At 63.9% G+C, this 18,108-nt stretch carries 19 protein-coding genes and 1 tRNA gene; 12 read left to right on the top strand and 8 right to left on the bottom strand.

Annotated elements, in window-relative coordinates; translation table 11 throughout:
• The first annotated feature begins 52 nt into the window (after nt 1–52).
• Nucleotides 53–844 carry a tryptophan synthase subunit alpha gene (trpA, locus tag DW2_RS00740; protein ID WP_038142546.1) on the top strand — a complete coding sequence of 264 codons (792 nt, stop codon included), beginning with the start codon at nt 53–55 and terminating at the stop codon, nt 842–844.
• A gap of 10 nt (nt 845–854) precedes the next feature.
• On the opposite strand, the gene DW2_RS00735 is transcribed toward trpA, so the two are convergent.
• Complete coding sequence (locus DW2_RS00735; protein ID WP_051855194.1) at nt 855–1,640, bottom strand: ABC transporter permease; 786 nt, start codon at nt 1,638–1,640, stop codon at nt 855–857.
• Nucleotides 1,641–1,863: 223 nt separating this feature from the next.
• Here DW2_RS00735 and DW2_RS00730 point away from each other — a divergent pair, with 223 nt between their 5' ends.
• Nucleotides 1,864–2,475: a GcrA family cell cycle regulator gene (locus DW2_RS00730; protein ID WP_038142543.1), complete on the top strand. Its 612-nt coding sequence runs from the start codon at nt 1,864–1,866 to the stop codon at nt 2,473–2,475.
• A 72-nt stretch (nt 2,476–2,547) separates the two neighbouring features.
• On the opposite strand, the gene DW2_RS00725 is transcribed toward DW2_RS00730, so the two are convergent.
• Nucleotides 2,548–3,804, bottom strand: coding sequence for an OmpP1/FadL family transporter (locus tag DW2_RS00725; protein ID WP_038143341.1), 1,257 nt, complete (start codon nt 3,802–3,804; stop codon nt 2,548–2,550).
• A gap of 198 nt (nt 3,805–4,002) precedes the next feature.
• Here DW2_RS00725 and rimO point away from each other — a divergent pair, with 198 nt between their 5' ends.
• Nucleotides 4,003–5,388, top strand: coding sequence for a 30S ribosomal protein S12 methylthiotransferase RimO (gene rimO, locus DW2_RS00720; RefSeq protein WP_038142542.1), 1,386 nt, complete (start codon nt 4,003–4,005; stop codon nt 5,386–5,388).
• A complete protein-coding gene (locus DW2_RS00715; RefSeq protein WP_051855100.1) occupies nt 5,388–5,849 on the top strand; it encodes a CAP domain-containing protein in 462 nt (153 codons plus the stop codon). The genes rimO and DW2_RS00715 overlap by 1 nt, the downstream gene beginning before the upstream one ends.
• Here DW2_RS00715 and DW2_RS00710 read toward each other — a convergent pair.
• From DW2_RS00710 to DW2_RS00700, 3 genes are all read right to left on the bottom strand, one after another.
• Nucleotides 5,846–6,607: an ion channel gene (locus DW2_RS00710; RefSeq protein WP_038142540.1), complete on the bottom strand. Its 762-nt coding sequence runs from the start codon at nt 6,605–6,607 to the stop codon at nt 5,846–5,848. The two genes, DW2_RS00715 and DW2_RS00710, sit on opposite strands and share 4 nt — an antisense overlap.
• A gap of 142 nt (nt 6,608–6,749) precedes the next feature.
• Nucleotides 6,750–7,256, bottom strand: a complete 507-nt coding sequence (locus tag DW2_RS00705; protein ID WP_038142538.1) for a hypothetical protein — start codon at nt 7,254–7,256, stop codon at nt 6,750–6,752.
• Nucleotides 7,257–7,546: 290 nt separating this feature from the next.
• On the bottom strand, nt 7,547–8,185 hold the full coding sequence (locus tag DW2_RS00700; protein ID WP_156102836.1) for a hypothetical protein: 639 nt from the start codon (nt 8,183–8,185) through the stop codon (nt 7,547–7,549).
• Between the two features lie 423 nt (nt 8,186–8,608).
• Between DW2_RS00700 and ettA the strand changes: the two genes are divergently transcribed.
• From ettA to DW2_RS00690, 3 genes are all read left to right on the top strand, one after another.
• On the top strand, nt 8,609–10,264 hold the full coding sequence (gene ettA / locus DW2_RS00695) for an energy-dependent translational throttle protein EttA (RefSeq protein WP_038142536.1): 1,656 nt from the start codon (nt 8,609–8,611) through the stop codon (nt 10,262–10,264).
• Between the two features lie 60 nt (nt 10,265–10,324).
• Nucleotides 10,325–11,188, top strand: a complete 864-nt coding sequence (locus DW2_RS19260) for a DUF3800 domain-containing protein (protein ID WP_162178874.1) — start codon at nt 10,325–10,327, stop codon at nt 11,186–11,188.
• A gap of 150 nt (nt 11,189–11,338) precedes the next feature.
• Nucleotides 11,339–12,148 carry a division plane positioning ATPase MipZ gene (locus DW2_RS00690; protein ID WP_038142535.1) on the top strand — a complete coding sequence of 270 codons (810 nt, stop codon included), beginning with the start codon at nt 11,339–11,341 and terminating at the stop codon, nt 12,146–12,148.
• Nucleotides 12,149–12,240: 92 nt separating this feature from the next.
• On the opposite strand, the gene DW2_RS19615 is transcribed toward DW2_RS00690, so the two are convergent.
• The 3 genes from DW2_RS19615 to DW2_RS00680 all read right to left on the bottom strand — a co-directional run bounded on the left by DW2_RS19615 (nt 12,241) and on the right by DW2_RS00680 (nt 14,237).
• Nucleotides 12,241–12,396 (bottom strand): hypothetical protein, encoded by a 156-nt coding sequence (locus DW2_RS19615; protein WP_156102835.1) that lies wholly within the window; start codon nt 12,394–12,396, stop codon nt 12,241–12,243.
• Nucleotides 12,397–12,646: 250 nt separating this feature from the next.
• Nucleotides 12,647–12,723: transfer RNA gene (locus DW2_RS00685), tRNA-Arg, on the bottom strand.
• Between the two features lie 89 nt (nt 12,724–12,812).
• A complete protein-coding gene (locus tag DW2_RS00680) occupies nt 12,813–14,237 on the bottom strand; it encodes a sensor histidine kinase (protein WP_038142533.1) in 1,425 nt (474 codons plus the stop codon).
• 281 nt (nt 14,238–14,518) lie between these two features.
• Between DW2_RS00680 and rpmH the strand changes: the two genes are divergently transcribed.
• The 5 genes from rpmH (at nt 14,519) to DW2_RS00655 (ending at nt 18,012) form a co-directional block, all read left to right on the top strand.
• Nucleotides 14,519–14,653 (top strand): 50S ribosomal protein L34, encoded by a 135-nt coding sequence (gene rpmH, locus DW2_RS00675; RefSeq protein ID WP_038142532.1) that lies wholly within the window; start codon nt 14,519–14,521, stop codon nt 14,651–14,653.
• 127 nt (nt 14,654–14,780) lie between these two features.
• Nucleotides 14,781–15,203, top strand: coding sequence for a ribonuclease P protein component (rnpA, locus tag DW2_RS00670; RefSeq protein ID WP_051855097.1), 423 nt, complete (start codon nt 14,781–14,783; stop codon nt 15,201–15,203).
• Nucleotides 15,200–15,484, top strand: a complete 285-nt coding sequence (gene yidD / locus DW2_RS00665) for a membrane protein insertion efficiency factor YidD (protein WP_038142531.1) — start codon at nt 15,200–15,202, stop codon at nt 15,482–15,484. The genes rnpA and yidD overlap by 4 nt, the downstream gene beginning before the upstream one ends.
• Nucleotides 15,474–16,355, top strand: coding sequence for a tRNA 2-thiocytidine(32) synthetase TtcA (ttcA, locus tag DW2_RS00660; protein ID WP_038142530.1), 882 nt, complete (start codon nt 15,474–15,476; stop codon nt 16,353–16,355). Before yidD ends, ttcA begins: the two co-directional genes overlap by 11 nt.
• Nucleotides 16,356–16,455: 100 nt before the next feature.
• Nucleotides 16,456–18,012: an EAL domain-containing protein gene (locus DW2_RS00655; protein ID WP_156102834.1), complete on the top strand. Its 1,557-nt coding sequence runs from the start codon at nt 16,456–16,458 to the stop codon at nt 18,010–18,012.
• The last annotated feature ends 96 nt before the right edge of the window (nt 18,013–18,108 follow it).

Raw genomic sequence — 18,108 nt, 5'->3', positions numbered from 1 at the left:
GATTTTCCGCCCCGCATGTCGCAAACCGCTCCGGAAGCCGCCGGAGGACAGCATGACTCGCATCGACGCCAAATTCGCCCAGCTCAAGGCCGAGGGGAAGAAAGCCTTCGTCTCCTATATCATGGCGGGCGATCCGGATCTGGGAACCTCGCTCGAGGTGATGAAGGGCCTCCCGGCCGCCGGCGTCGACATCATCGAGCTTGGCATTCCCTTCACCGACCCGATGGCGGACGGGCCGACGATCCAGCTGGCGGGCCAGCGCGCGCTCGAGGGTGGCCAGACGCTGCAGAAGACGCTCGACATGGCGACCGAGTTCCGCAAGACCGACGACACCACGCCGATCGTGCTGATGGGTTATTACAACCCGATCTACAATCGCGGCGTGGACACCTTCCTCGCAGATGCCAAGGCCGCAGGGATCGACGGGCTGATCGTGGTGGATCTTCCGCCCGAGGAGGACGTGGAACTGTGCATCCCTGCGCGCAAGGCCGGGCTCAACTTCATCCGGCTCGCGACCCCCACGACCGACGACAAGCGCCTGCCGAAGGTGCTGCAGAACACCTCGGGTTTCGTCTATTACGTCTCGGTCACCGGGATCACCGGCGCGCAGGCCGCGCAGCAGACCGAGGTCGCCCCGGAAGTGGCCCGGATCAAGGCCAAGACCGATCTGCCGGTGATCGTGGGCTTCGGGATCAATACTCCTGAAGCCGCGAAGACCATCGCGGGCGTCGCGGATGGCTGCGTCGTAGGTTCGGCGATCGTGAAGGAAATCGCCGCGGGCAAGACGCCGGGCGAGGTTCTGGACTTCGTCGCGGGTCTCGCAGGCGGCGCCCACTCGGCCTGAGCGCTGGCGCTCAGGGTTTCATGCGATAGCCGGTCCGCAGCCAGTACCAGCCGAGCCCCAGCACGCCCACGAGCGCGGCGCAGATCACCGTCAGCCCGTGCCAGGGCGAGGCGTCGGAGACACCCAGAAATCCGTAACGTGCCATGTCGATCAGGTAGAAGACCGGGTTGTAATGGGTCAGGATCTGGAAGGTCGGCGGCAAGGCTTTCGCCGAGTAGAACGTCCCCGAGAGGAACGAGAGCGGAGTGATCACGAAATTCGTGATCGCCGCCATCTGGTCGAACTTGTCGGCAAAGACCGCCGCAAGGATGCCGAGACCGCCGAGGAAGGCCGCCCCCAGGACGACCGCGGCAAGAGCCCAGAGCGGGTGCGCGATCCCCTGCCCCAGCACGACGAAAAGCCCCAGCCAGATCACCACCGCCACGATCAGCGCCCGCGCGATCGCGCCGGCAAGGTAGCCCAGAAGGATCTCCCACGACGCCAGGGGCGGCATCAGCGTGTCGACGATATTGCCCTGCACCTTCGCGATCACGATCGAGCTTGACGTATTGGCGAAAGCGTTCTGGATCACGGTCATCATCAGGATGCCCGGTGCGATGAAATGCAGGAAATCGACGCCCATCACATCGGCGCGATTGCGTCCGAAAGCGAGCGCGAAGACGGTCAGGAAGAGCCCTGCCGTGATCAGCGGCGCGAGCACCGTCTGCTGCCAGACCGCGAGGAAGCGCCGGATCTCGCGCCAGCCCAGCATCCGCAGCCCCATCCAGTTCACTGCGCCGAAGCGGCGCACGCCCATCTCGTACATCGCGTTTGCTCTCCCGTTATGCGCCGCTGACCTAGCACCGAGCGGTCACAAGCTCAACGCCACGGGCGCACAACCGGGTTCCGCCTGACGCACGCTCCGCCTTCGGCCTTGAAATGCAGGGGACGCGATTGTATCTGTGCGCTCTCCCGCTAGAATGCGGGCCGACCAGAGATGCCTGCGGACCGATCCGGCAGGAAACAAGGAAAGGATGCCCATGTCCTGGACCGATGAACGCGTTGAACTGCTCAAGAAGATGTGGAGTGAAGGCCAGTCGGCCAGCCAGATCGCGAAAGAGCTGGGCGGCGTGACGCGCAATGCGGTGATCGGCAAGGTGCATCGCCTTGGCCTGTCGAACCGCACGGGCGGAGCGGCCGAGCCCGCCAAGCCCGAACCCAAGGCGAAGCCGGAAAAGACCGAGGCGAAAGCCGAGAAGCCGGCGGCCCAGAGCCCGAGCGAACCTGTCGAGCCCAAACCAGCCGCGAAACCGGCACCGGCTGCGGCGCCTGCGCAACCCGCCGCTCCGGTCGTCGCGGCCACGCCCGCGCGCAAACCGATCATCCCCGCGGGTCAGCCGCTGCCGCCTCAGCCCTCCGCGAACGAGATCGATCCCGCCGCGCTCGCGAAGGTGGGCGAGGTCGAGAAGCACGCGAAGAAGCTCAGCCTGATGGAGCTGACCGAACGCACCTGCAAATGGCCGATCGGCGATCCCGCGACCGAGGATTTCTGGTTCTGCGGTCTGCCGAGCCAGGCTGGCAAGCCCTATTGCGAGGCCCATGTCGGCGTCGCCTTCCAGCCGATGAGCTCGCGTCGCGATCGCCGCCGCTGATCCGCGCAGCATGACCCGATCAAGAAAGGGCGCCCGTCGGGGGCGCCCTTCGCTTTTCTGAAGAGGCCTGCCTCAGAACTTGCGGGTCCAGCCGATCGAGGCGGAGAGCTGATGCATGTCGAGCTCCACCGTCCCGCCGAACATCCCCGGTCCGGACACCTTATGGGGCAGGACGTAGTTCACCGCGAAATCGAGCGTGTCGTGGTCATTGAGCTTCTTCGCGCCACCGAAGCTCAGATGATGCTCGACCACGCCCGGCGCGAGCAGACCGAGCTTCACGTCTTCGGGGCCGACCGGGTTGGTCGCATAGGCGTATCCCATCCGCCAGGTCATGTCCGGGCCTTGCTGCCACTCCGCCCCGAGGCGCACGACATCCACGTCATCCCAGCCGAAACCCACGCCGCCGGGCGCACCGAACTGACCGCCCGTGGTGGGATTTCCGACCGCTCCGATATCGCTGTAGAAGATCCGCTGCAGGTCGAACATCAGGGTCAGGTCGGAGCGGGGCTTGAACGCGACGCCCGCGCTGACCGAGGCCGGGATGTCGAAACTGCCGTAATTCTCGAAAAGGCCCGCATATTTGTCGAGCTTCGACATATGGAAACGGGTCTGGCCGGCCAGACCGACGCTGAGCCGCGGGTTGATCTCGTATTTCAGGCCGGCGCGCAGACCGACCCCGGTCGAGTAATCGTAGCCGTTATTCGTCACGTTGCCGGGCGAGACCGAGTAGGTCGAATTGTCGAAGGGCGCCAGTCCGCGGGCCGCAAAGCGTTGCAGGGCGAAGGTGGGCGCGACGCCCCAGCTCAGATTGCCCTCCTTGCGCCCGTAGCCCACCGAGACGAAAAGCTGCATCAGATCCACGCCGGCCTTGCCGCCGCAGAAGATCCCCGTTGCGGTGCCGCAATTGGAATTGACGACATCCGGATAGCTCGTGTTCATCCCGCCATTGCCGTAGACGAGAACATTGAAGGCCGCGCCGTTCTCGAGGGTCCGGTTGTAGCCGAAATTCGGGATCGGAAAGAAATCGTGCCCCGACCGCGTCTCCCCGTTCGGCAGCGGGTTCGCCCCGTTCGCGGTGAAACCGCGCCGCGGCGAGAACAGCTCGAGGCCGAAGCTCATCTGGTTGCCGATCTCGCCGATACTGGCGGGGTTGATCGCCGCCGACATCGGATCGACCGAGTAGGCCACACCCGCGCCTCCGACCCCGCGTTGCGCAGGCCCGTAAGCGAGGGCGAAATACCCTTCGGTCGCCTGCCCCATACCGGGCAGGGCCATCGCAAGGCACAGCGCCGCCACCCCCGTCACGCGGGGCTTTTGCAGTCTCATCATCATTATCCTCCCTTTTCGCCGGGTTATCCGCGAAGCTGCAGCTCTCCCTTTCCGCACTTCACCCCGGCAGTCGCCGCAAGGAACGACTAAACGTATTCAAATGGATTCATTTGAAGTCTGGCAAGCTTTTTCTCGGCGCAGACTGACGCTTGGTCAGCAGGGCTTTTCGCGCGACGCGCGGCAAGCTATATCGCGTCCATGAGTCAGAACCCTCCGAACCTTCGCCCCGACCTCGCGCCCCGCGCCCGGATTTCCGAAGCCCCCCGCCCCGGCCAGCCGGTGATCGGGATGGTGTCGCTCGGCTGCCCGAAAGCGCTGGTGGACAGCGAGCGGATCCTCACCCGGCTGCGCGCGGAGGGCTACGCGATCTCGCCCGATTACGCAGGGGCCGATGCGGTGATCGTGAACACCTGCGGCTTCCTCGACAGCGCCAAGGCCGAGAGCCTCGAGGCGATCGGCGAGGCGCTTTCGGAGAATGGCAAGGTGATCGTCACCGGCTGCCTCGGTGCAGAGCCCGACTACATCACCGGCACGCATCCTTCCGTGCTCGCGGTGACGGGCCCGCATCAATACGAACAGGTGCTCGATGCGGTGCATGGCGCGGTGCCGCCCGATCCCGACCCGTTCATCGACCTGCTCCCGGCCGCGGGCGTCAAGCTCACGCCGCGCCATTACAGCTATCTGAAGATCTCGGAAGGCTGTAACCACAAGTGCAAGTTCTGCATCATTCCGGACATGCGGGGGCGGCTCGTCTCGCGCCCGGCTCACGCGGTGATCCGCGAGGCCGAGAAACTGGTCGAGGCCGGCGTGCGTGAGCTTCTGATGATCTCTCAGGACACCTCGGCCTACGGCGTCGATATCAGGCATGCGGAAGAGCGCGGCCATCGCGCCCATATCACCGATCTGGCCCGGGATCTCGGCAGCCTCGGCGCCTGGGTGCGGCTGCATTACGTCTATCCCTACCCGCATGTGCGCGACCTGATCCCGCTGATGGCGGAAGTGCAGGAGAACGGCGGCGGCGTGCTGCCCTATCTCGACATTCCCTTCCAGCACGCACATCCGGATACGCTCAAGCGCATGGCGCGCCCTGCGGCCTCGGCCAAGACGCTCGACGAGATCGCCGCCTGGCGCGCGACCTGCCCCGACATCACCCTGCGCTCGACCTTCATCGTCGGCTATCCCGGCGAGACTGAGGAGGAGTTCCAGTATCTCCTCGACTGGATGGACGAGGCGCGGCTCGATCGTGTCGGCTGCTTCCAGTATGAAAACGTCGCGGGCGCGCGCTCGAACGACCTGCCCGATCACGTGCCCGACGAGGTCAAGCAGGACCGCTGGGACCGTTTCATGCAAAAGGCCCAGGCGATTTCCGAAGAGAAACTCGCGGCGAAGGTCGGGACGATCCAGCAGGTGATCGTGGACGAGGTGGATGCGGAAGGCGCGACCTGCCGCACCAAGGCCGACGCGCCCGAGATCGACGGCAATCTCTTCATCGACGAGGGTTTCGAAGCGCTCAATCCCGGCGACATCGTCACCGTCGAGGTGGACGAGGCGTCCGATTACGACCTGTGGGGACGGATCGTGTGATGCGCTGGCTCGTCGCCCTACTCTTCGCCCTGTTGCCGGTCACGGCGATGGCGCAGGGCTGCGGCGGCGATCCACAGGCAGCCGCCTATCTGGAGAAGGCAACCTCCGCGATCCGTACGCAGCAGGGCCTCAACGGGCTCGCCCGGGACCCGCGCCTGGCGGCCGCTGCGCAAGCCCATGCCTGCGACATGGCGCGGCGCGGCTATTTCAGCCATAGCGGGCGCGACGGGTCGAGCGTGAAGGGCCGGGCCCGGCATGCGGGCTATCGCGCCTGCCTGATCGCCGAGAATATCGCGATGGGTCAGCGCAACGCGCAAGCCGCCTTCGCCGACTGGATGAAATCCTCCGGGCATCGCCGCAACATCCTGCTCAAGGGCGTGGCGCAGATCGGCATCGGGATTGCCCCCGCGCGGGCCGGGCGCGGTCCCTATTGGGTCATGGTGCTGGGGCGGCCCTGCTAGCTGAGCCCCTCGGTGTCGATATGCACCACGGCACCGCAATGCTTGCAGTGGATCGCGTCGGCCTCGTGCAGGCTCAACCCGCAGGTCTTGCATTCGTAGCGCACCTTGGTGGGCCGGAAGAGCACCTGGGCGAGACGCAGGAAGAGCGTGACGCCGAAGATCATGATCGCGACCGAGAGCATCCGCCCGAACTCGCCCTTGGGGGTGATGTCCCCGAATCCCGTGGTCGTCAGCGTCGTGACGGTGAAATAGAGCGCATCGGCATAGTTGTTGATCTGCGGGTTGATCCGGACCTGCGTCGCATAGATCAGCCCCGTCATCACGAAGAGGAAGACCCCGAGATTGATCGCGGCGATCACCACATCCTCATGACGGCGGAAGAAGACGAAATCCCGCCGGAGCCGTGCGAGCAACTGATAGGTCCGCAGCAGCCTCAGCGTGCGAAGGATCCGCAGGAACCCCAGCCCCTCGCCGGCGATCGGCGCGAGGAAGGAGGCGATCGCCACCAGATCGGCCCAGGTCGCCGGCCGGGTCCAGAACCGGATCTTCTCGCCCGAGAGCGCATAGCGGGCCGCGAAATCCGCGACGATCACCACCCCGATCACCGCATCGACGGCCTCGATCCAAAGCGCACGCGACAGGAAAGAGGACACGATGACAAAAGCGACCGTGGCGAGGTCGAAGGCCAGCAACGCATAGCGGAACGCATGGGCTTCGGCCGTGTCGGATTCGTAGTAGTGGCGCAGCGTCTTGATCATCGGCTCTTTTCCCAGGTTTCGCTAAGGGATACCTGCTTTCGCGCGCCAGTCAAAGGATGCGAAAAGGCGGCCCCGCACGGGGGCCGCCTTGTCTGTCTTTCTGTTCCGGTCGATGCGCTTCACGAAGCGCACCGGAAATTGCTCAGTTCACCGCGGAAGGCGCGGCTTGCGAGGCGACGAAGGCCGCTTCGTCAAGGTTGCCGTTTTCCACCGCATAGGCGATGCGCTGCAGCTGCGCCGAGGTATAGGCCTTCGGGTTCAGGCCGAGCTGTGCCGCGATTTGCGACTTGCCCGGATTGGTTGCCCCGACACCCGGACCCCCCGGCTGCGCATTCTCGCGGCGCAGGTAGAAGTTGAGCGTCGTCGTATCGCCCTTGCGCGCGGCTTCGAGAATGTTCTGAAGCTCGGTTGCGGTGTAGCGCGTCGGGTCGACGTTGTTCAGACCGGGGAAGGTCTGCAACTGCTTGGCGATCTGGGTCTCGCCCGGGGTGGTGGCCGAGGGTGCCTGCGGACCGGAGGCCGGCGAGCTGACCGACATCGGCGGGATGATCACGCCATAGCTATCGCTATTGGAGGCAGCAGCCACACCGGCCGTGCCGACGGAAAGCGCGAGGACCGAAAGCGCCGAGACGAAAATCTTGCGGGTCATGATGAACTCCTTTTCTTACTCATCACATCGAACTTGAGTGGCGCCCCTGTGGCGCCGGTCACCCGCATCTATGTGTTCGTATAAATAGGAAAACCTGCTATTTTGACCATGGTTCTGTCAATTTTTGCACATAGTTTTTTGAAACCATTTGGCCGATACACCCCTATCGCGCGCGGATCCTTTACAGGCTGAATCTACAGGCTGAAACAGAAACGACCCCCGCGTGGGAGGCCGTCTCTCATGCGCCCGGTCGGGCACTGTCATTTCACGACGACAGAGCCCGACGCGACTTAGCCGGAGGTGACCGCATTGCCTTGCGCGACCACGTTCTTCGCCTGCTCCACATGCCCGCGCCGCAGGTCATGCTGGATCTGCTGCAACTGCGCCACCGTGTAGAGGTCCGGGTTGAGCCCAAGTTGCGCGGCGAGTTGCGTCTTGCCCTGATCCGTCATTCCGATCCCCGGCCCGCCGGAGCCGATATCCTGATGCCTGGCGTAGTAGTTTGCCGACACCAGGTCGCCGCGCTGCGCCGCATCGAGCATGTTGGTGAGCTCGGCGACCGTGTAATCGCCGGGATTGATCGTCGGGAGCTGCGGGAAATTCCTGAGCTCCGCGGCGAGTTGCGATTTGCCCTGATTGGTGGTGCCGATGCCGGGACCGCCCGCGTGAAGGTCCGCATGATCCGCATAATAGAGCGCCGTCGTCATGTGCCCGCTCTGGGCGGCGTCAAGCATGTCGGTCAGCTCGGCGGTCGAATAGTCGGCGGGGTTGATCCCGCGCAGCTCGGGGAAGGTCTGCAATTCGGCTGCGATCTGCGCCTTGCCCGGAGCGGCACCGGCCATACCGGGGGACGAGGCAGCCGCCACAGTTGCGGAGCCGGCAGTCAGGCCAAGCGCTGCGAGAAGAGCGAGTAGTGCTTTGTTGGTCATGATGAACTCCTTGATCCTCATAATTACGAACGACGCGACGCGCCGTCTGCCTCTCGAATTGGGCGCACCCGCGCGCGCAGAAAGGGCGGTTTCTAGCCTGCCCCTTGTTGGGCGCTGCACAAAGGATCACGGAACCGAGGCCACCAGGCGCGACGTCGCCGCTTGGATACGAGGGCCCCTCCGATGCAACGCACTGACATTCATAACGAATTCGCGAACACTTCCGCGCGAGCAGCTCGAAATCCGCACCATCAACTTGTCTTCACCCGGCGCGAGCGCGGCGTCACGGCTGCGGGAGGGTGCGCGTGAGCGGCCTGGCGCGGCGGAAAATCCGCACCTCGCGCGCTCTCATGCGCCCCCTTTCACTATCGCTTCTTTCCTAATAGAAGGCGCGGAAACCCCTTTTTCCTCACGAGGTATCCCATGGCGTCCTATCAATATGTCTATCACATGGATGGTGTCTCGAAGACCTATCCGGGGGGCAAGAAATGCTTCGAGAACATCCGCCTGAGCTTCCTGCCCGGCGTCAAGATCGGCGTGGTCGGCGTCAACGGCGCGGGTAAGTCCACGCTGCTGCGCATCATGGCCGGCATCGACAAGGATTTCTCCGGCGAGGCCTGGGCCGCGAAAGGCGCCAAGGTCGGCTACCTGCCGCAGGAACCGGTGCTCGACCCCGCGCTCAACGTGCGCGGCAACGTCATGGAGGGCGTCGCGGCCAAGAAGGCCAAGCTGGAGCGCTTCAACGAACTGGCGATGAACTACTCGGACGAGACCGCCGAGGAGATGGCCCAGCTGCAGGACGAGATCGACAGTGAAAACCTCTGGGATCTCGACAGCCAGGTCGACGTCGCGATGGAAGCCCTGCGCTGCCCGCCCGACGAGGCCGATGTCGAAACCCTCTCGGGCGGTGAGCGCCGCCGGGTCGCGCTGTGCAAGCTTCTGCTCGAAGCGCCCGACATGCTGCTGCTGGACGAACCGACCAACCACCTCGACGCGGAAACCATCGCCTGGCTGCAAAAGCACCTGATCGAGTACAAGGGCACGATCCTGTGCGTCACGCACGACCGTTACTTCCTCGACGACATCACCTCCTGGATCCTCGAGCTCGAGCGCGGCCGCGGCATCCCCTACGAGGGCAACTATTCGAGCTGGCTCGAGCAGAAGGCCAAGCGCCTCGAACAGGAAGCCCGCGAGGACAAGGCCAAGCAGAAGGTGCTCGAGAAGGAACTCGAATGGATCCGCGCCGGCGCCAAGGCGCGTCAGGCGAAATCGAAAGCCCGTATCTCGGCCTATGAGAAGATGGCGGACCAGTCCGAGCGCGAGCGCGTCGGCAAGGCGCAGATCATCATCCCGAACGGCCCGCGTCTGGGCGGCAAGGTGATCGAGGTCGAGGGCATCTCGAAACATTACGGCGACAAGCAGCTGATCGAGAACCTCTCCTTCTCGATCCCGCCGGGCGCCATCGTCGGGGTCATCGGCCCGAACGGCGCGGGTAAATCCACGCTCTTCCGGATGATCACCGGTCAGGAACAGCCCGATAGCGGCGCGATCACGCTGGGCGACACGGTCAAGCTCGCCTATGTCGACCAGTCGCGCGACGCGCTCGACCCGAACAAGACCGTCTGGGAAGAGATCTCGGGCGGGGCCGAGCTGATCGAGCTGGGCGACGCGCAGGTCAACTCCCGCGCCTATTGCGGCGCGTTCAACTTCAAGGGCGGCGACCAGCAGAAGAAAGTGGGCCTCCTGTCGGGCGGCGAACGCAACCGCGTCCACATGGCCAAGCTTCTGAAAGAGGGCGGCAACGTGCTGCTGCTCGACGAACCGACCAACGATCTCGACGTGGAAACCCTGCAGGCGCTGGAAGCCGCGATCGAGGATTTCGCCGGCAACGCGATCATCATCTCGCACGACCGCTTCTTCCTCGACCGCCTCTGCACCCACATCCTCGCCTTCGAGGGCGAGGCCCATGTGGAATTCTTCGAGGGCAACTTCGAGGATTACGAGGAAGACAAGATCCGTCGTCTTGGCCCGGATGCGGTCGAGCCGAAGCGGGTGAAGTATAAGAAGTTCTCGCGGTAAGAGGCTTGCACCCTCGACGACTTTTGATAGCCTTCAACCCTATTTGGGTTGGAGGCTATTTTGTTTCAGATATTTCTCGATGAAAGCGGCACCTACAAAATTGAAACCGCCTCTCGTGACACACAGAACTATTTAGTTCTGACTGCCGCGGTTGTTCCAGACGAAGAAGTGGCGCCGCTCCGGGCTTTGCTTGAAAAAATCCGGGATAAGGGGGGCGATCATAAAAAGAAACCGCTACACTCAAACACAATCAAACTCCCAAAGCTCCTTGGCCTCGTAAAAGATATAGAAAACTTCAACTTTACTCTCATCTCGGTGATATCCTGCAAAAAAAGCATCCTGAACAGCGATGATGGGTACTGGAAAGAAAAAGCAGTGAGCAATAATTGGGCCTACGCGTCAACAATTCACCGATTATTGTTCGAGCGCGTAGGCATGTTAATGGAGAAAAGGTTTTGGAACAGCCCGGAAAAAGAAAAATCCATAAGTGGAATAAAAATTTTCGCCGAGCAGCACACTGACATTCGCGAGGAAAGTATAAATAAATATTTGAACACTTGTCGAAATAATCCGAAAGACAAATTTGTTTCTTTTCTCGGCTCTCTGCCACCCTTCAACATGAAACAAAAGTCTAAAGAAGAAGAACCGCTTCTTTGGTTGGCTGACGTTGCCTCATATGCCGTCGCCAATACGCTTCTCGATGGCAAACGAAAACACGTTGAGTCTGACCTTCTAAGGCACATCGCAGAGAAATATTGGCACAATGAAGATGACGGTTCGATGCTGGAACTCGGCCTCCGTTTCATTCCCTCGGCGCGGGAAGTATGCAAATCTCCGCGAGAGCTTCATCTATTTACTCGCTCGCTTCCTATGGAAATATGCGACGTCAGAGCGCAAAGAGCCGCCGTCGACCAATCGACTTAGCTTGCAAGGATATCTCCCTAACCCCCGACCAAAACCACACACCCTTCCCCCATCTGACATCGCCGCTCACACCCCGCCTTCCCCCACCCCATCTGACCATCTATAGTGTCTCCCAAGGGACAAGACACAAGACAAGGCGGGGACAGGGACGTGGCGCATATCATCGTGATGGGCAACGAAAAGGGTGGCTCGGGCAAGTCCACCACCTCGATGCATGTGGCGACGGCGCTCGCGCGGATGGGGTGGAAGGTCGGCGCGCTCGATCTCGACCTGCGTCAGCGCAGCTTCGGGCGCTATGTCGAGAACCGCCTGGCCTTCATGGACCGCGAGGGGCTCGACCTGCCGACCCCCGATTACCGCGAGCTGCCCGAGGTCGACGCCGCCTCGCTCGCGCCCGGAGAGAACCCCTATGACCATCGCCTGTCGAGCGCGGTGGCCGAAATGGAGCCGAGCTGCGACTTCATCCTGATCGACTGCCCCGGCTCGCATACGCGGCTCAGCCAGGTCGCCCATTCGCTGGCCGACACGCTGGTCACGCCGCTCAATGACAGTTTCATCGATTTCGACCTGCTGGCGCGGATCGACCCGGTCACCTCGAAGGTGATCGGCCCCTCGATCTATTCCGAGATGGTCTGGTCGGCGCGTCAGCTGCGCGCCAAGGCGGGCCTGAACCCGATCGACTGGGTGGTGCTGCGCAACCGCGTGGGCGCCCAGCAGATGCACAACAAGCGCAAGGTGGGCGCGGCGCTCGAGCAGCTTTCCAAGCGCATCGGGTTCCGCGTCGCGCCGGGCTTCTCCGAGCGGGTGATCTTCCGCGAGCTGTTCCCGCGCGGGCTGACCCTGCTCGACCTCAAGGATCTGGGCGTCGAGAACCTCAACATCTCGAACGTGGCCGCCCGCCAGGAGCTGCGCGAGCTGGTGAAGGAGCTGCAATTGCCGAACGTCTCGATCGACTTCTGAGCACTGGCGCGAAGCCGAACATCAAAACGCCCGGACGGATCGTCCGGGCGTTTTGCTTGAGGCTCTCGGTGTGTGTGAGGGGGCGAGAGCCGTCAAATGGAGCGTTGCATCTCGGCGAAGGGGGAGACGTGCCGGCGCTGCCGGCGACGCGGCTCCTTGCCGTTGCGCAGGGCCGCATAGCGGGCATCGAGAACGGTGTCGCGACGGCGGCCGACGAGGGTGAGGAACGAGGTGAACATGCGGAACATCTCTAACTCCTTGGGGGGCTGCGGGGTGCTGTCCGTCAATACAACCTGACCGCGAAATAAGGCGCATAAGTGGCAACTATGGGGAATGTGCACGACCGCAGAGCGGCAAAAGCGTGCGTTTTGCACGGATAATGCAACAATCTTCGGCATTCCGAGGGATTATGACCGGATACGCCGGAAATCGCTTCGCGCAGCAGTTGCGCGCGACTATCGACGGCTTAACGTCGAGATTTTCCGGTATCGGGGAAAATGGCGGACCCGGAGCGATTCGAACGCCCGACCCCTTGATTCGTAGTCAAGTGCTCTATCCAGCTGAGCTACGGGTCCGCTTGTGGGGGCGATTTAGCCCCCGTGACCGGGCAATGCAAGGGCCGTTTTGGGAATTTTCCAAAAAATTCCGCCATGCCCGCTTTTGCTCAGGCCTCGCCGCCATTCCCCTTTTCCGTGACGCCCTCGACGCAGAGTTCCGAGGGCAGGAAGATCCGGAATTCGGTGCCGGTCTCGTCGGTCCGGACCAGATCGAGTCGTCCGCCATGTCCGCGGATCAGTTCGGCCGCGATGGCGAGGCCGAGCCCCGTGCCGCCCGCGCGCGTCCCCCCGGTGAAGGGCTGGAAGAGGTGCTCGCGCGCGCGCTCGGGAAGACCCGGCCCGGTATCCTGGACCCGGATCCACCAGCCCTCGCGGTTCTCCCCGCCACCAATCTCGATCGTGCCGGGCCGCCCCGTCGCCTCGATCGCCTGACGAGCGTTGCGCACGAGGTTGTTGAGGACCCGGTAAAGCTGCTCGCGATCGCCGCGGATCACGAGGTTGGGCGGCATGTCGGTGACGAAATCGACGGTGGTTTCCTCGCCCGGATGCTCCTCGTTCTCGATCACTTCCTGCGTCAGTTCGTTGAGCATGAAGCGCGACAGTGCCGGGGGCGGCTCCTTCGCCTTGCCGAAGGCGAGCGTCGTTTCGCACAGGTTGATCGCCCGACCGATCGAGCCCATCAGCTTGGGCGCGGCGCGTTGCACGGCGGGATCGTCCGAGCTTTCCATCCGGTCGGCGAAGAGCTGCGCGGTGGTGAGGATGTTGCGCAGGTCGTGGCTGATCTTGGCCACCGCCTGCCCGAGCTGCGCGAGACGCTCCTTCTGGCGCAGGGACGCGGTGAGCTGGGTCTGCATCGAGGCCAGCGCCTCCTCGGCGACCCGCAGTTCCTCGACGCTGGCTTCCGGCGTGATGATCCGGCGCGCATCCTCGGGCGCCTCGGAATAGGCGGACATATGCGCCACGAGCCGCTTGATCGGCACCACCATCAGTTGCCGGACCAGAAGGAAGAGAAGAACCGCCGTGATCACCGAGAACACCGCCGAGATCGACAGCAGCCGCAGCCCGTATTCGACCATCGCGATCCGCATCGGCTCGGTCGCGAGCGTCACCTCGATGACGATCCCGCCCTTCTTCACCGGCTGACCGAGCACCCGGATCACCTTGTTATCCGAATCGAAGAGCGCGTGAACCGCATCGCGAATCCGCGTCCATTCGGTCGAATGGCGCAGATCGTAGGTTTCGGTGACCTGCGAGGGAATCGGCGAGGAGAGGACCAGCTGGCGCACCGCGTCGCGGCGCAGCACAACGTTGAACACGCCCGCATTGGCGAGCAGTTCCTTCTCGAGATCGGGGGCGATCGTCGTGTCGGTGGTCAGGAGCGCGAGAGAGGCGATCTGCGCGCGCTCGAGACGCGTCAACAGGTAATCCTCGCGGAAATTGGCGAGCCCCGGGAGCAGGATCAAAGCTTCTGCAATAACGACGAAGACCGTCGTCAGGATCAGAAACCGCCCTGAAAGAGTGTTCAACGCCATCGCCTATCAATTTGCCCGGGCGACCTGCTGGCGCCCTTCGCCCCGCTTTTCTATGTCGGCTGGGCTGCGCTGTGCAACCGCAACGGTTAGCGCTAAGATAGTGGCCTCGCACAAAAGGCAAAACCCCGTGAGAGGTCACGTTTCTCGCGGAAGAGGGAATAAAGGCCGAAAAATCCTCTTCTGCCGAATTGACTTGCCCGGAAGAGGCCACTAAAGACCGGGCTTCGAAATGCTATCAGGCCTCGAATCCCGATTCAGGGGCCCGAACCGGAGTGACAACGATGAAACGCACGTTCCAGCCGTCGAACCTCGTTCGCGCCCGCCGCCATGGGTTCCGTTCCCGCATGGCGACCAAGGGTGGCCGCAAGGTTCTCAACGCCCGCCGCGCGAAGGGCCGCAAGCGTCTGTCGGCCTGAGGCCTGACGCGCCGCATCGGCTTTTGACGCCGCCGGAAGCTTTTCGGGATCGGGCCTCGCGCCATGATCACGGGACGCACCCGGCGGTTTGTCTATTTGCGCTTACCCAATTCGCGGAGATGCCGTGATGGCCGCCATTCGCTCTGCAGATCCCGCCCCTCCGATCGCGGTTCTCAGGCAGCGGGCGGATTTCCTGCGGGCGGCGTCGGCGCGGCGCAAGGGCATGCCCGGCTTTCTCCTGCAGGCCCGGGAAAGGCGCAGTGACGAACCTGTCGGCCCCGAACTGATCCGCATCGGCTTCACCTGCTCGAAGAAGCTCGGCAATGCCGTGGCGCGCAATCGCGCCAAGCGCCGCCTTCGCGAGATCGCGCGTGCCGTCCTGCCCGAGGCAGGCCGTCCCGGCTGGGACTACGTGCTGGTCGGGCGCCCCGAGACGACGGCAACCCGGGATTTCGCGGAGCTCAAGGCCGATCTCGCAGCCGCCCTCGCCGTGATCCACGACCTGCCGATAACCCCGCCGCGCCCGCGCAAACCGCGAGGGAAGAAATGAGCCCGCTCGCCCATATCCTCGCCCTGCCCGTGCGCGCCTATCGACTCGTGCTGAGCCCCTGGATGGGACATGGCTGCCGCTACCAGCCGACCTGCTCGGTCTATGCGCTCGAGGCACTCGAGCGGCACGGCGCGATCAAGGGCGGATGGCTCGCGGCGAAACGGCTCCTGTCCTGCCATCCCTGGGGCGGACATGGCTATGACCCGGTGCCCGGCGCCGATCCCGAACATGACGCGGCCCATCGCGGCTGTTCGCACAAGGACCCTACCGATGCTGGATGACGAAGACAGCCCGATCCACCCGCTCTTCGCGGGTGCCCCCTCGACCACCGAATTCAAGAAGCTCCGCAAGCGGATCGTCCGCGAAACCCGCGAGGCGATCGAGAAATACGGGATGATCGAGCGCGACACGAAATGGCTCGTTTGCCTGTCGGGCGGCAAGGACAGCTACACCCTGCTCGCCGTTCTGCACGAGTTGAAATGGCGCGGGCTGCTGCCGGTGGAACTTCTGGCGTGCAATCTCGATCAGGGCCAGCCGGGTTTCCCTGCCACCGTCCTGCCCGAGTTCCTCGAGCGCATGGGCGTGCCGCACCGCATCGAATACCAGGACACCTATTCGGTGGTGAAGGAGAAGGTCCCTGCGGGCCGCACCTATTGCGCGCTCTGTTCACGCCTGCGCCGCGGCAATCTTTACCGGATCGCGCGTGAAGAGGGCTGCTCGGCCGTCGTGCTGGGGCATCATCGCGACGATATCCTCGAGACCTTCTTCATGAATCTCTTCCATGGCGGGCGCCTCGCGACGATGCCGCCGAAGCTGGTCAACGAGGAGGGCGATCTCTTCGTCTACCGCCCGCTCTCCTTCGTGGCCGAGGACGATTGCGAGAAATTCGCCAACGCGATGAACTACCCGATCATCCCCTGCGATCTGTGCGGTTCGCAGGACGGGCTGCAGCGCCAGCAGGTCAAGCAGATCCTCGACCAGTGGGAAAGGAACGCGCCCGGCCGCCGGCAGGTGATGTTCCGCGCCCTGATGAACGCGCGTCCCTCGCATCTGTGCGACCCGTCGCTCTTCGATTTCGCCGGGCTCGAACGACGCGTGGCGGACGAAGCGGATTTTAGCGAAAACATCCCCGAGCTTCGCAGCCGCGATTAATCGAGCGCTCACCAATTACCCCTAGCGTGTGATCGGCCGGACCCACCTCGGGTCCGTGAACCACGATGGGGGCACAGTGAAGATCCGCGGCAGGGACATCATGCATAGCGCGCGCCCTCGCGTGAACGGGCACGGCAAGCCCGGCCCGATCCTGCTCCGGCGCGAAATGATCGCCTTCCTTCCCGCCTGCGCGCTCGCCCTGCTCTGGGTCGGGGTAGAGGGGTTCGTCATCCTGGCACTCACGGCAACGCTCGTCGGCTGGGCGACGCGTCCGCTCTCCATCCCCGAGGAGGAGCGCGATCTGCCCTGCGATCCCGTCTCCGGCCTGCCCCTGCATGACGAGGCTCTCGATATCTGGGCCGATTTCCTGGTCGAGGCACGCGAACGTGGCCGCCCCACGGCCTGTCTCGTGATCGGGCTGGACGCACCCGATCAACTCCGACGCGCGCTCTACCACCGCGAGTACGCCGCCCTGTTGCGCGCGATGCATGACCGGATCGCCCTGAATTTGCGAATCGGAGACCGTGTCACCCGGTGGGAGGATGCGCGCTTCCTGGTGCTCCTGAAGCCCACTCCGCGCCTTGATCTCGAAGGAGTGATCCAGCTCGCCGGCCGCGTGCAGGAGTCGCTCGCCGACCCCTTTCTGATCGAGGGGCGAGCGATCTCCGCCTCCGCCCATATCGGTTTTCGCCTGATCGGCCGCGATCTGCTCAATTCCCCCTCGGCACTCATCCCCGAAACCCTTCTTTCCCAAGCACGACAGGCGGCCGACTTCGCCCGGCGCAGTGGCCCGGGATCTCTTCGGGCCTTTTCCGGCGCGATGCGCCAAAAGAAAACGCCCCCGAACCCGCTCGCAGGGGAGCTCTCCGACGCGATCGAGGAGGGGCAGATCAAGGTTTTCTTCGCCCCCCGCATTTCCACCGATACCGGGGAAATCGCGGGGCTCGAAGCCGTCCCGCGCTGGCTCCATCGCAGCCGGGGCATCCTGACCGAAACCGAGATCGTCGCGGCCTCCGAAGCCACGGGCCTCGCCGAGCGCGTCTGCGAGATCATCTTCTTCGAAACCCTCGTTGCGCTGCGGGACTTCGCCCGTAGCGGGGATGAATTCGGACGCGTCTCGCTGTCTCTAACGCTCCGGCAACTTCGCGACCCGAAACTGGCCGAGCGCATCACCTGGGATTGCGACCGCTTCGATGTCACGCCGGACCGGATGGGTGTCATCGTCGCTCAGGACACGGTCGACTGCCTGGGCGAAGGTGCCGTGGCGCATAATCTGCATAGGCTTCACGCGGCGGGCGCATCGCTCGAACTCGCCGGTTTCAGCGCCGGCCCCGGCCCGGACGAGGCGATACGGAAACTGTCCCCGCGATGCCTGCGGATCGGTGCTCCCCTCGTCGCGAAGCTCGATCACGATCCCGAAGCGCAACGGCTCGTATCCGCCATAGTCGGAATGGCCGAGACGATAGGGCTCGGCACGCTCGCCGAAGGGGTCTCGGGCCTTACTGAACACGCGATGCTCGCGCAACTCGGCTGCACCGAGGTTCAAGGACCGGCCATCGCCGCCCCGATGCCGAGCGCGGCGCTTCGGGACTGGGCGGCGCAGCACCGCCGCAAACTCGCGGCCACGCCGCAGCTCGATCTGGGCGGGACGGGATAGGCGACGGTTGCGCCATGGCCGCGCGAGGCATGCGACCCGGCGCCCGGGCAATCGGCCCCGATCCTCCCCGCCCAATGCACGCCGCGCGGTCGATAA

This window comes from Thioclava atlantica (genome assembly GCF_000737065.1).
GTDB classification, from domain to species: domain Bacteria; phylum Pseudomonadota; class Alphaproteobacteria; order Rhodobacterales; family Rhodobacteraceae; genus Thioclava; species Thioclava atlantica.
The sequence above is the reverse complement of the archived record's forward strand: the minus strand, read 5'-3'. Positions and strand labels throughout refer to the sequence as shown.

What these genes read in the sequence shown, in the direction of transcription:
- DW2_RS00710 (WP_038142540.1), bottom strand. Translation starts at nt 6,607, where the DNA reads ATGATCAAGACGCTGCGCCACTACTACGAATCCGACACGGCCGAAGCC.
- DW2_RS00730 (WP_038142543.1), top strand. Translation starts at nt 1,864, where the DNA reads ATGTCCTGGACCGATGAACGCGTTGAACTGCTCAAGAAGATGTGGAGT.
- rnpA (WP_051855097.1), top strand. Translation starts at nt 14,781, where the DNA reads ATGGCCGCCATTCGCTCTGCAGATCCCGCCCCTCCGATCGCGGTTCTC.
- DW2_RS00680 (WP_038142533.1), bottom strand. Translation starts at nt 14,237, where the DNA reads ATGGCGTTGAACACTCTTTCAGGGCGGTTTCTGATCCTGACGACGGTC.
- DW2_RS00735 (WP_051855194.1), bottom strand. Translation starts at nt 1,640, where the DNA reads ATGGGCGTGCGCCGCTTCGGCGCAGTGAACTGGATGGGGCTGCGGATG.
- rimO (WP_038142542.1), top strand. Translation starts at nt 4,003, where the DNA reads ATGAGTCAGAACCCTCCGAACCTTCGCCCCGACCTCGCGCCCCGCGCC.
- DW2_RS00655 (WP_156102834.1), top strand. Translation starts at nt 16,456, where the DNA reads ATGCATAGCGCGCGCCCTCGCGTGAACGGGCACGGCAAGCCCGGCCCG.
- rpmH (WP_038142532.1), top strand. Translation starts at nt 14,519, where the DNA reads ATGAAACGCACGTTCCAGCCGTCGAACCTCGTTCGCGCCCGCCGCCAT.
- DW2_RS19615 (WP_156102835.1), bottom strand. Translation starts at nt 12,396, where the DNA reads ATGTTCCGCATGTTCACCTCGTTCCTCACCCTCGTCGGCCGCCGTCGC.
- yidD (WP_038142531.1), top strand. Translation starts at nt 15,200, where the DNA reads ATGAGCCCGCTCGCCCATATCCTCGCCCTGCCCGTGCGCGCCTATCGA.
- DW2_RS00725 (WP_038143341.1), bottom strand. Translation starts at nt 3,804, where the DNA reads ATGATGAGACTGCAAAAGCCCCGCGTGACGGGGGTGGCGGCGCTGTGC.
- ettA (WP_038142536.1), top strand. Translation starts at nt 8,609, where the DNA reads ATGGCGTCCTATCAATATGTCTATCACATGGATGGTGTCTCGAAGACC.
- DW2_RS00700 (WP_156102836.1), bottom strand. Translation starts at nt 8,185, where the DNA reads ATGACCAACAAAGCACTACTCGCTCTTCTCGCAGCGCTTGGCCTGACT.
- DW2_RS00705 (WP_038142538.1), bottom strand. Translation starts at nt 7,256, where the DNA reads ATGACCCGCAAGATTTTCGTCTCGGCGCTTTCGGTCCTCGCGCTTTCC.
- trpA (WP_038142546.1), top strand. Translation starts at nt 53, where the DNA reads ATGACTCGCATCGACGCCAAATTCGCCCAGCTCAAGGCCGAGGGGAAG.
- ttcA (WP_038142530.1), top strand. Translation starts at nt 15,474, where the DNA reads ATGCTGGATGACGAAGACAGCCCGATCCACCCGCTCTTCGCGGGTGCC.
- DW2_RS00715 (WP_051855100.1), top strand. Translation starts at nt 5,388, where the DNA reads ATGCGCTGGCTCGTCGCCCTACTCTTCGCCCTGTTGCCGGTCACGGCG.